The following is a 12144-nucleotide window of genomic DNA, read 5'->3' on the forward strand; positions in this document are numbered from 1 at the left end:
CAGATCCGGGGCCCCGCGCCGCCCCACCTCCCCCTTCCCGTTTCCCCTTTCCACCCTCAGAGGAGCCACGAGTCGCCATGTTCGCCCTGTCCCCGTCCCAGGAAATCGTGTGGCTGCACGAGCAGTTGCTTCCCGGCAGCCGCGCCTACAACTTCACCGCCACCATCGACCTGTGGGGTCCCCTCCGGGCGCTGGCGCTGGGGCACGCCCTAGCGGACGCCTTCGCGCGCCACCGCGGCCTGCGCCTCGAACTCGTCCCGGGCGGTCCGGGTGAGCTCCCCCGCCAGCAGGTCAGCGAGGACGCCGTACCCCGGCTGCGCCGGGCGGACCTGAGCGAACTGCCCGACCCCGAAGCCGCCTTCGAGGAGCTGCTGCGGACCGAGGCGGAGCTCCCCTTCGACCTGCACGAGGCGCCCCTGATGCGCTGGACCCTGGTGCGGATGGGTGAGCTGCACCACCGCGTCGTCCACGTGGAACACCACCTGATCCACGACGGGCATTCCTTCGCGATCCTGCTGCGGGAGGTGTTCGAGGGCTACCGCTCCCGGCTGCGGGACGAGGACGGGGGTGAGGGCGAGGCACCCGGTGACCCGTCCGCTGCCACGGGGGCGACGGCTGCGCGGTCGTACGAGGAGTACGTCGCCGAGGTCACCGGCCTAGGCGCCCGCAGCCGCCGCGCCGACGCGCTGAAGTTCTGGCGCGGCCAGCTCGACGGAGCCTCGTTCGACCTGCCGCTACCCGGTCTCACCAAGCCCGGTGCGGAGCGACGCCACGCGGGCGGTCAGTTCCGCCAGGCCGTCGGCGCCGACCTCGCCGACCGGCTGCGGGCGCACAGCCGCGCCGAGGGACACACCCCCTTCACCACCCTGCTCGCCCTCTTCGCCGAACTCCTACGCCGCCACAGCGCCCGCACCGACCTGGTCATCGGCACCGCCGTCCGCAACCGCCCCGAGGGCCACGGCCAGACCGTCGGCATGTTCGTGAACACCATCCCGGTGCGGCTGCGGCCGGACGCCGCCGCCTCCGCGCGGGACCTGGTCGACGAGGTGACCGACACCCTCATCCGGTGCCTGCCACACCAGCACCTGCCGGTACAGGAGCTCACCCGGGCGCTGGGCTTGCACACGGATGACGGGACCGACAACCCGCTCTTCAGCGTCATGTTCAGCACCCACGACACCCCACTGCCGGAGATCGACCTCTCAGAGCTGGAAGTCTCGCTGTTCGAGGGATACAACACCGGCACCACCCGGTTCGACCTGGACGTGGTCCTGCTGCCCGACGACCGGCGCACGGTCGGTGTGCGGCGCGGCGGCGCCGGGATGACCCTGGTGTGGGACTATGACCGCGACCTCTTCGACGAGGCGGACGTCGCGCTCCTCGCAGGGCGCTTCCTCGACTTGCTGCGCGGCTACATCGAGGACCCGACGGCCGTCCTGGCCTCCCTCGCTCCGGCGGCCGAGACCGTCCAATCCACCGCACCCGACGCTGCCCCCGCGGGTGGCCGGCTGCCCGTCGCGGGCGACCTGCGGAACCCGCTCGCCGGGCATCCGCGCGGCGCCACCGCCGTCGTCGCGGGCGCGCACGCGCTCACCTACGCCGCGCTCGACCACGAGGTGACGACCCTGGTCGAGCGACTGCGCGTGGCCGGGGTCACCGAGGGGGTGCCGGTGGCCGCCGTGCTGCCGCGCGGGGTGGAGTCGGTGGTCGCGCTGCTGGCCTGCCTGCGCGTCGGCGCCGTCTACTGCCCGCTGTCGCCGGGCGATCCCGCCGCGCGGCTGGAAGCGCTGCTGGTCCGGCTGGGGCCCGCGCTGGTGCTGGCCACCCGGGAGAGCGCACTCACGCTCCCGGCGCGGGGACTGCCGCTGGCCCTGCTCGACACCCCGACGGACTCCGGCACGGACCCGGCCGGGCTGCCGTTCCCCCCGGCCGCGCCCGCCGTGCCGGTGCCCGGGGCCGCGTACGTCATCCACACCTCGGGCTCGACCGGCCTGCCCAAGCCCGTGGTGGTGGGCCTGGACGCGCTCGCGCACCACGCGCACGCCGTCGTCCGCCGCTTCGGGCTCGTCCCCGAGGACCGGGTGCTGCTCTTCGCGCAGCCCTCCTTCGACGTCGCGCTGGAAGAGGTGCTTCCGGCGCTGCTCGCCGGGGCCTGCCTGGTGCTGCCGCACCGTGACGTGCCGACCGGGCCGGAGCTGGCGGCCGTACTGGCCGCGCGCCGGATCACCGTCGCCAACCTGCCCACCAGTTACGTCCTGGCCGTACGGAACGAGCTGTGCGACGTCCTCACCGACGGGCTCTGGACGCCCCGGCTGCTCGTGCTCGGCGGGGAGCGGCTGCCCGCCGCCTCGCTGGCCCCGCTGCTCGCCGCCGGGGGCCCGCGCACCACGCTGCTCAACGCCTACGGGGTGACCGAGGCGACGATCACCTCTACCGTGCAGGAGGTGACGGCCGCGCTGCTCGACGAGGTCGGGCGGGCCGGGGACGTCCCACTCGGCACCCCCTTGCCCGGTGTCACGGTCCACGTCCTGGACCGGGCCGGGCACCACCCGCTGCCTGCGGGCGCGGTGGGTGAGATCGCCGTCGCCGGGCCGGGTCTGGCCGCCGGATACCTGGGGGACGCGGAGGCGACCGCACGGCGTTTCGTCACGGTGGAGGCCCTCGGCGGCGCCCGCGTCTACCTCACCGGGGACCTCGGCCACCTCGACAGCGCGGGCCGGCTCCGCTTCCTGGGCCGCGGCGACCACCAGGTCAAGCTGCGCGGCTACCGGATCGAGCTGGAGGAGGTCGAGGCGGCGGCATCGGCCGCGCTGGCGGGACGGCCCTGCGCGGTGGTGCTGGACGCCGCTGCGCCCGCCGGTCCCCGGCTGGTGGGCTTCGTCCGGTCCGCCGCACCCGTGGACCAGGCCGTCCTGCACCGGGAGCTGAGCGCCCGGCTGCCCGCCGCGCTGGTGCCTGGGCAGTGGATCGCGCTCGACGAACTGCCCGTGCTCGCGGGCGGCAAGCCGGACCGGACCCGGCTCGGGAAGCTGGCCGCCGACGCCGGGCGGGCCCACCCAGACGGCCCGGACTCCGGGCCGCGCGGCGCGGCGGACGACCCGGTGCTGGAGGTGGTGGGTGAAGGCTGGCGGCACGTGCTGGGCCACGACCGCTTCACACCGTCCTCGCATTTCTTCCAGGTCGGCGGGCACTCGCTGCTGGCCGCGCGGCTCGCCGCCTGGCTGGAGCCGAAGCTCGGCTACCGTCCGCCCCTGCACACCCTGCTGCGCCACCCGGTCCTGTCCGACCAGGCCGACGCCCTCCGCGACCCGGTGGAGCCGGAGTCCGTCACCGCCCCGAACCCCCTCGCCTCCCCGGAGCCGCAGCGATGAGCAGCACCGCCTCACCGACCTCGCCCTCGTCCGTCCTGGAGGAACCGCACCGCGAACTGACCGCCGCCTTCCGGAGTTTCGTCGCCCGCGAGCTGGTGCCGTTGTGGGCGGACCTGCCCGAGGCCTGTGATCAGCCCCCGGCCGATCTGCGCGACTGGGTCCGGCGGCGCTCCGCGGCCCTCGGCTTCTACGCGGGCGACTATTCGGAGGAACTCGGCGGCGCAGGCATGCCGTTCGCGGCCGTCGTCCAGCTGCACCACGCGGCGGGGGCCAGCGGCTGCCCGCTGGCCCCGTACGCCCTGGCCGGTTCCGACGGCCCCAGCCCGCTGCTGCTCGGCGGCACCGAGGAGCAGGTCACCCGCTACCTCGGACCGCTGGTGCGCGGCACGGCGGTGCGGTGCCTGGCGCTGACCGAGCCGGAGGCCGGGTCGGACACCTTCGCGCTGGCCACCACGGCCCGGCGGACCGGGGACGGCGGCTGGGTGCTGTCCGGGCGCAAGACCTTCGTGAGCAACGCCGACCGGGCCGCCTTCGCGCTCGTCGTGGCGAACGCCGGAGCAGTCGGAGTCGTCGGCGCTGCGGAGGCCAGCGGGCCCACCGCGTTCGTCGTGCCCATGGACACCCCGGGGATGCGGATCGGCCAGCGCCACGCCGGGATGTCCGGCGAGCCGCTGTTCGAGCTGCTGCTGGACGACGTACGGCTCGCCGCCGACGCGGTGGTCGGCGGCGAACCCGGGATCGGCGCCGCCCTCGGCCACGGCCTGGACAGCCTGACGCGCGGACGCCTCGTGGTGGCCGCGCAGTGCAACGGCATCGCCGAGTACGCCCTGGAGCTGGCCGTCGCCCACGCCCGGGAGCGCCGGGCCTTCGGGGCGCGGATCGGCTCGTACCAGCACGTGCAGGAGCACCTGGTGACCAGCCGCGCGGAGGTCGAGACCGCCAAGCTGCTCACCCTCGCCTGCGCCCGGCTCGCCGACGCGGGCACCGAGACGGCGGAGAACGCCGCGCTCGCCAAGCTCACCAGCTCCGAGACCGCGGTACGGGTGGTGGACCGCGCCCTCCAGGTGCACGGGGCGGCCGGCTGGGTCCGCGGCCATCCGCTGGAGTTCCTGTACCGGCACGTCCGGATGATGACGATCATCGAGGGGACCTCGGAGATCCAGAAGGTCATCGTGGCCCGGGCCATGGGGCTCGCATGACACACACCGAGGAGAAGAGCGACGTCGTGGAAGCCCAGAGGAAACCCCGGCCAGAACCACGGGGGGAACCCCGGCCCGACCGCCTGTCCGAGCTCCTGCCGGAAACCCGGCTCAGCATCGTGCGCGGGGCCCCGGCCGGGGAGCCAGGGCCGGGAGTGCTGGCCCGGTACGCGTACTGGGTGCGCACCGCGCCGCAGGCCGTCGCCGTCGAGGACGGGCCGTTCTCGTGGACGTACGGAGAGGTGGACGCGCTCGCCTGGCAGCTGGCCGACACCCTTCGCGGCCGGGTCCGGCCCGGGGACCTCGTGGGCGTCTGTCTGGACCGGTCCGTCGCCCTGGTCGCGACGGCCGTCGCCGTGGCCCGGCTGGGCGCGGTCTACCTGCCGCTCGGCACCCGGCCGGGCGAGCGACGGCTGGCCGCGGTGACGGAACGGCTGCGCGTGGCCTGCCTCATCGGGTCCGAGGACGCGGTCGCGCGGACGGCCGGTGCGGTGGGCGGGACGGCGGGCGGCGAGGCGGACGGGCTGCTCCAGCTCCCGCTGCCGCTCGTGGGCGCCAATACGGACGGCCACCCGATGGCTGCCTTCCCGGCCGGGGCGGCCGACGCGGAGCTGCCCGAAGGGACCTTCTACGCCGTCCTGACCTCCGGTTCCACCGGGACCCCCAAGGCCGTCGCCGTCGGCGGCGCCTCCCTCGACGCGGTGGTGGCCTGGTACAACGCCCGGACCGGCTCCGGGCCGGGCGACCGGCACAGCATGCTGATCGGCGTCGCCTTCGACCCGCACGTCAAGGAGGTGTGGGCCGCGCTGTGTTCGGGTGCCGCGCTCGCGGTGGCCCCGGACGAGGTGCGCTGGGATCCCGGCTGCCTGACCACCTGGTGGCGGCGGGCCCGGGTGACGGTCAGCGTGCTGCCCACCCCGCTCGCGGAGTTGGTCCTCGCCCGGCCCTGGCCCCGGCTCCCGAAGCTGCGGTACCTGGAGATCGGCGGTGACCGGCTGAACCTGTGGCCGGACCGTGAGGTCACGGCGGCCGTGCACAACTCGTACGGGCCGGCCGAGGCGACCGTCGTCACCACCAGTCACCTGGTGCACGCGCCGGACGGCCCTGAGCTGGGGCCGGAGACGGCGCCACCGCCGGTCGGGCTGCCGGTGGACGGGGCCGTGCTCGTCGTCACCGACGACGAGGGCCAGCCCGTGCCCCGGGGCGAGGCCGGTGAACTACGCATCGGCGGCGACGGTCTGGCCCTCGGGTACCTCGACGCGGAGCTGACCGCTCGTCGCTTCGTGCCCGCGCCGCCCGGCGTCGAGGACGTCGACCGCGTGTACCGCACCGGGGACCGGGTGCGGATGCGGCCGGACGGCGTCCTCGACTTCCTCGGCCGCTGCGACGGCCAGGTGAAGGTCAGCGGGGTCAGGATCGAGCCCGCCGAGGTCGAAGCCGCCCTGGAGCAGCACCCGCGGGTGCACCGGGCCGTCGTCGTGCCGCACCGCACCGGGGACGGTCCGCTTCAGCTGCGCGCGTACGTGCTGCTCGCCTGGGCCGGTGAGCAGGATACGCCGGACGGTCCGGCCCTGCTCGCCGAGGCGGCCCGGTGGCTGCCGCGGCAGGCAGTGCCCGCCACGGTCCGGCAGGTGGACGCCTTCCCGCTGGACGCCAACGGCAAGATCGACCGAGCGGCCCTGCTGACCGCCCGGCCGGCCATGTCGCAGGTCGTCCACGACATCGTCGCGGGGAGTGATACCGAGCGTCATCTGCTCGCGCTGTGCCGGGAGTTGCTGGGTAACGAACGGCTCGGTCCCCGGGACGGCTTCGTCGCCTCGGGCGGCACCTCGCTGGACGCCGCACGCCTGCTGACCCGGCTGGAGCAGCACTACGCGATCCGGCTCCGCACGCCGGAGCTGCTGCGCCAGCCGGACCTGCACGCGATGGCGCGGCTAGTGGACAGCCGCCGTGCCGCCGCGTCCGGGGGCGGGGCCGATGCCGGGGAGCTGACCCCGGCCACGCGCGGCTGATCCGTGTCCCGGGTCCCGTCCCGTCCTCCGCCCCCGCGTCCCTCCTCCCCCTCCTTCCGTTTCCCCCTCCGTCCGCTATTGAGGAACCCCTCCATGCCCCCTCTCCCCGCCGCCCCGGCCGGTCTTCCGGCCCGGATCGCGGAGCACGCCCGGATCGCCCCCGACGCCGTCGCGGTGCACGACGGCACCCACTCTCTGACGTACGGGCAGCTCATCGACTCTGCCCGGCAGTTGGCTGGTGTGCTGAGTGCGTCCGGGGTGGGCCCGGGCAGTGCCGTCGGGCTGCTGATGCCGCACGCTGTACGGACCGTGGTGGCGCAGCTCGCCGTCTGGTGGGCGGGCGGGCACTACGTTCCGCTTGACCCCGCCTATCCCGAGGCCCGCACCGCCGCGATGCTGCGCGAGACCGGCGCCGCACTCACCCTCGCAGACCCCGAGCTGCTCTCGGGCGCCCCCGTACTGCCGGGATCCGTCCTGGAACTGCCTGAGCTGCCGCTCGTACCGCTCGCCGAGGAGCTGCGGGACCTGCCCGCTGGTCCGCCGCCGTACGATCCCGACGCGACCGCGTACGTGATCTACACGTCCGGTTCCACCGGCCGTCCGAAGGGGATCGCGCTCACGCACCGGGGGGTCGGGCTGATGGCCACCGCGCCGCCCTGCGGCCCGCTCCGGCAGGAGGACCGGGTGCTGTTCCACTCCCCGATGGCCTTCGACGCCTCGGCCTTCGAGGTGTGGGCGCCGCTGGCGCACGGGGCGACGGTGGTCGTCTGCGCGAGCGGGCGGCCCGCTGTGGAACACCTGGCGACGGAGGCCGCCCACCTCGGCGTCACCGTCGCCTTCCTCACCACCAGCCTCTTCCATCACCTGGCCGGGCAGGACTCGGCGCTGTTCGGTCTGGTGCGGACGGTGGTGACCGGCGGTGAAGCCCTCTCGGGGCCGCACGCCCGCCGCGTGCTGCGCGCCCGGCCCGCGCTGGAGCTGGTCAACGCGTACGGGCCCACCGAGTCCACCACCTTCACCACCGCGCACCGGGTCCGCGACGAGGACTGCGACGCGCCGCCGCCCATCGGCCTGCCGCTGCCGGGCGTCGGGGCGCACGTACTGAACGACCTGCTGCGGGAGGTGCCGCAGGGCGAGGCCGGGGAGCTGTGGCTCAGCGGGCCGCGGCTGGCGGGCGGTTACGTGGACCGGCCGGAGCTGACGGCCGAGCGGTTCATGCAGCCCGCCGCCGGGGCCGACCCGGCCGAGGCGCCGTGGGGGATCCGCCTCTACCGCACCAGTGACCTGGTTTCGGTCGACGCGGACGGGGTGCTGCGCTTCCTGGGGCGGACGGACGGGCAGGTCAAGGTACGTGGGCACCGTATCGAGACTGGTGAGGTCGAGCACGCGCTCCACCTGCATCCGGGGGTGCGGCGGGCGGTGGTGGCGGTCCGGCGGCCGTCGGCGGAGGACGCCCGGCTGACCGCGTACGTCGTCGGCGCGCCCGGACAGGACTGCTCGGCCCGGACCCTTCGCGCGCACCTGACGCGGCTGCTGCCCGCGCACATGGTGCCCGGGATATGGATACCGGTGGTCGAGCTGCCGATCGCCCTGGGCGGGAAGGTGGACCACCGGGCACTGGCGGCGCTCCCGCTGCCGACGGGCCCGGACGACGGCCCGCCGACGGGCCCCACTCCGCCCCCCTCCTTGCTGCTTTCGCCGCTCCAGCGGACCGTGGCCGAGGCCTGGTCGGCCGCGCTGGGCGTCCCGGTGGACCGGCCCGAGGCGGACTTCTTCGCCCTCGGCGGCCATTCGTTGCTCGCACTCTGCGTCCTTGAGGGCATGCGGCGCGACCTGGGGGCGGGCACCAGCCTCGCCGCGTTCTACGCGGACCCCACGGTGGCGGGCCACGCCACCCTCCTCGCGGCGGCCCTCGGGGACAACCAGCCGGAGGCGGCCCGATGAGCGGCCTGTCGCGTGACGACGCCGAAGAGGCCCTGCTGACGCGGGCCCGAGCGCGGGTGGCCCGTGTCCGGGACGCGGCCGGGAGCGAGTCGGCGGTGGACGAGGCGGCGGTGTGGGACGTGCCGTTGTCGCGCGCTCAGCGGCGGATGTGGCTGCTGGAGCAGCTGAGCCCCGGCACCGACCGGTACAACGTCCCGATCGCCAGCCGCGTCCGCGGACCGCTCGACGTCGACGCGCTCGGCCGGGCCCTGACCGCGCTGACCGCCCGGCATTCCGTCCTGCGGACCCGTTTCACGACCGGCCCGGACGGCGAGCCCCGGCAGACCGCCGACGCGCCCGCGCCCGTCCCCGTCGAGGTGGTGGACCGCCCGGACGGCGCAGGGGCCGACGCGCTGGTGCGCGCGGCGGCGGCCCGGCCGTTCGAGCTGGCGGCGGGACCGGTCCTGCGCGCCCTGGTGGTCCGGCACGCGGCCGAGGACCACACCGTGCTGCTGGCCTTTCACCACATCGCGGTCGACGGCCCGTCCGTCGCGCTGATCGCCGACGAGCTCACCGTCCTGTACGGATCGCTCGGATCACACGAAGCCGAAGGAGGCACGGGCGATCCCCTGCCGGCCGCGCCCCAGTACGCCGCTCTGGCCCGGCGGGAGTGGGCCGTTCCCGCCGCCGCGCTGGCGCACTGGCGGGAACGGCTCGCCGGGGCCGCGCCCGTACGCCTGCCCCGGCCGGAGGGCGCCGACGCCGGGCGGCACGGCGCGGCCGTCCAGGCGCAGCCTCTGCCCCCGAACGTCCTGGAGCCGCTCCGCACGCTGGCGGTGGCCCACCGCACCACCCTGTTCACGGTGGTCCTCACCGCCGCGTACGCCGCGCTGATGGCGGGCACGGGGCAGCAGGACCTGCTCATCGGCTGTGCCAGCACCGACCGGGACCTCCCGGAGGCGGCCGGGACGGTGGGCCCGTGCGTCAACATCCTGCCACTGCGCGCCGATCTGTCCGGGGTCACGGACTTCGCGGGCGCGCTGGAGCGAGTGCGGGAGGTGCTGGTGACCGCGCAGCAGCACCGGCACGTCCCCCTCGACGCCATCGTCGACGGACTCGGCGCCGGTTCCCGTGACGGCGACGGCACCGCCCTGGTCAGCGTGAGTGTGGACCTGGTGGGCCCGGCCGAGGTACTGCGGTTGCCCGGCACCACGGCCGTGCCCGTCGAGGTGCCCTCGGCCACCGCGAAGTTCCCGTTCGCCCTGTGCGTCGAGGAGACCGGCGACGGGCAGGTCCGCGCGCTGGCCCACCACAACCTCGCCCGGGTTTCCCCGGGCGCGGCGCGGGCGTTGCTCGCGTCGTTCGCCGGGCTGCTCGCCCAGGCGGCGGACGACCCCGCGACGCCGTTGGTGCGCGGCCGGGCCGCCGAGCTGTACGTGCGGGCGCTGCCCGGGGTCGCGGACGTGCTCAGCGTCGGGCCAGACGGCCCGGACGGCGTCCTGTACGTGGTGCCGGACGGGACGGCCGGACTCGACGCCGAACGGCTGCGCGCCGCCCTGCGCACCCGCCTCGGCCCGGCAGCGGCGCCGGGCGCGCTGACCGCGGTGGACACCCTGCCGGGCGCGGACGGGGGCGCGGACGACGACGGCCGGGAGGCGGGCGGTACCGAGGCCGTCCGCGCGGCCTTCGCCGACCTGCTCGGCCAACCGGTGCACGACGACGAGGACTTCTTCGTGCTGGGCGGGCACTCACTGCTCGCCGTCCGCCTCGCCGAACGGCTGCGCGAGGGCTTCGGGGTGCCGATGACGGGGCTGGACGTGATGCAGCAGCGCACGCCCGGCGCGGTGGCCGCCCTGGTGCGCTCCCGGACGGCGGACCGCGCGGCCCGGGAACGCACCACGCGCCCGTCGCCAGCACGGTCCGGCGCGACCTCGTCTGCGGAGGGCGCCGTCCTGCTGACTGGGGCCACCGGCGGGGTCGGGGCCTTCGTCCTGCGCGAGCTGCTCGCGCGCGGGACCCCGGTCCGCGCACTCACCCGGCCCGAGTCGGCGCACCTGCTGCCCTTGGCCGGGGTGGAGGTCGTCGAGGGCGACCTCACCGACCCGGACTCCCTGCGCGCCGCCCTGCGCGGAACGCGCGGTGTCATCCACGCCGCCTGCACCTTCACCGAGCCCGAGGTGGACCGGGTCGCGATGGCGGCAATGCTCGACGGGTGGCACGACGGGCCGTTCGTCTTCATCAGCAGTACCGACGCCTACGGGCAGCCCGCCACCGCCGACGTCACCGAGGACACCCCCGCCCGCGGCCCGCACAGCGGGTACGGGCGAGCCAAGCTGGACTGCGAGGAGCTGCTGCTGACGGCGGCGTCCACCCCAGACCGGCCCGGCCGGGACTGGGCCAGCGTGCTGCGGGCCCCGCTGGTGTGGGGCGCCCACCCGCGGCTGCGCGAGCAGCTGCGCTGGGGCGCGACCGGTTCCCTGTACCAGGCGGCGCTGGCGGGGCGGCCCCTGCCACTGCCCCCCGCCCACCCGGATCCGGACGGCGGGGCGTGGCTGGGCACCGCGTGGGTGCACGCGGCGGCGCTCGCACGGGCCTCGGCGCAGTGCCTCGCCGCGCCGCTGCACGGCCGGGCCAACACGGTGAGCGGGCACCTGGCGTGGCGGGACATCGCGGAGGAACTCACCCGGCTGCTGGGCACCCCCTCAGCCACGGCCTCGGCGGAGGCGGAGGACCGGGACCTGCCGGTGCACCTGCACCGGCGCCGCTACCGGGCCGAGCGACTCGCGGCGGTCCTGGCGCCCGGCCTGGGCGAGGACTGGCGGTCCGCCCTCGCGGAAACCGCCGGCCCGGAACGCTGAGCCCGGCCCGTACGGCACGCCGGGCCCCCGGGACCGCTCGTCACCTGGACCCCGACCGGTTTGGCAGACCCCATAGGCTTCGGGCAGCTCGGCGATGCCGCGCCGGTGAACCGATCTATGACACTCCCGGGCCGGACGGGTGTCCGGCCCGGGGACCTGATCAGCTCGCGGTCACCGTCCACTTGTCGGGCTGGATAACCTGGACCGAGGTCGGCTTGGTCTGCGGAATCGGCATCTCGATCTCGAGGAGGTCCGGGTGCCCGGGGACCGGCTTGGCGGTCTCGGTCTGGCGGCCCGGCATGGACCGGGTCGCGGGCGTCGGGCAGCGGGGTCGGGTTGACCTGGTCGCGCTTGGGCCGCCGAACGGCATGCCCAAGTGGCCGGTGAACGCGAAGGGGCAGTGGTCCTGCAGGGTGTGGTTGACGACGCGCGGCCCGTCGAGGAACTGGTTCCGGATCCGCAGCGACATCGTCATAGGCTCCGGCCCCACCAGATACACCGCCGCCCTCTACACGGCCCGCGCGAGCCTCCAGCCGCTCGTCTTCGGAGGCGCGGTCTTCGTCGGCGGGGTGACCGCCCGGACGTCCCGCACCGCCGCCACACCCGGGTCACGGTGCAAGCCGGCACGATTCGAGGCGCGGCCGCTGGAACATGGCCGGACCCCGGGCGGTGCGTCCGCCCCGTACGGGGTCCGGCTCCGCTGCCGGCCGGCGCAGGGGCGGGCCCCCGTCCGGGCCGAGGACGACCGCCAGGCCGTCGGTGGCGTGCCGGACCGTTCCCA

6 protein-coding genes are annotated in these 12144 nt (G+C 75.6%); 5 read left to right on the top strand and 1 reads right to left on the bottom strand.

What is annotated here, in order from left to right:
- The first annotated feature begins 77 nt into the window (after positions 1 to 77).
- From ACODT5_RS02100 to ACODT5_RS02120, 5 genes are all read left to right on the top strand, one after another.
- Positions 78 to 3371 carry a non-ribosomal peptide synthetase gene (locus ACODT5_RS02100; RefSeq protein ID WP_422517435.1) on the top strand — a complete coding sequence of 1098 codons (3294 nt, stop codon included), beginning with the start codon at positions 78 to 80 and terminating at the stop codon, positions 3369 to 3371.
- On the top strand, positions 3368 to 4570 hold the full coding sequence (locus ACODT5_RS02105) for an acyl-CoA dehydrogenase family protein (RefSeq protein WP_422517436.1): 1203 nt from the start codon (positions 3368 to 3370) through the stop codon (positions 4568 to 4570). The genes ACODT5_RS02100 and ACODT5_RS02105 overlap by 4 nt, the downstream gene beginning before the upstream one ends.
- The gene (locus tag ACODT5_RS02110) at positions 4567 to 6582 is read left to right on the top strand and encodes a non-ribosomal peptide synthetase (RefSeq protein ID WP_422517437.1); all 2016 of its coding nucleotides are present in this window, start codon (positions 4567 to 4569) and stop codon (positions 6580 to 6582) included. Before ACODT5_RS02105 ends, ACODT5_RS02110 begins: the two co-directional genes overlap by 4 nt.
- Positions 6583 to 6675: 93 nt before the next feature.
- Entirely contained in the window at positions 6676 to 8526 is a 1851-nt protein-coding gene (locus tag ACODT5_RS02115; protein ID WP_422517438.1) for a non-ribosomal peptide synthetase, read from the top strand.
- Positions 8523 to 11363, top strand: coding sequence for a condensation domain-containing protein (locus ACODT5_RS02120; RefSeq protein ID WP_422517439.1), 2841 nt, complete (start codon positions 8523 to 8525; stop codon positions 11361 to 11363). Before ACODT5_RS02115 ends, ACODT5_RS02120 begins: the two co-directional genes overlap by 4 nt.
- 160 nt (positions 11364 to 11523) lie before the next feature.
- Here the strand turns inward: ACODT5_RS02120 and ACODT5_RS02125 are convergent, their stop codons facing one another.
- Positions 11524 to 11832, bottom strand: a complete 309-nt coding sequence (locus ACODT5_RS02125) for a hypothetical protein (RefSeq protein ID WP_422517440.1) — start codon at positions 11830 to 11832, stop codon at positions 11524 to 11526.
- Between the last annotated feature and the right edge of the window lie 312 nt (positions 11833 to 12144).

Origin of the sequence: Streptomyces tatrensis (assembly GCF_049310065.1) — a bacterium.
GTDB lineage: Bacteria > Actinomycetota > Actinomycetes > Streptomycetales > Streptomycetaceae > Streptomyces.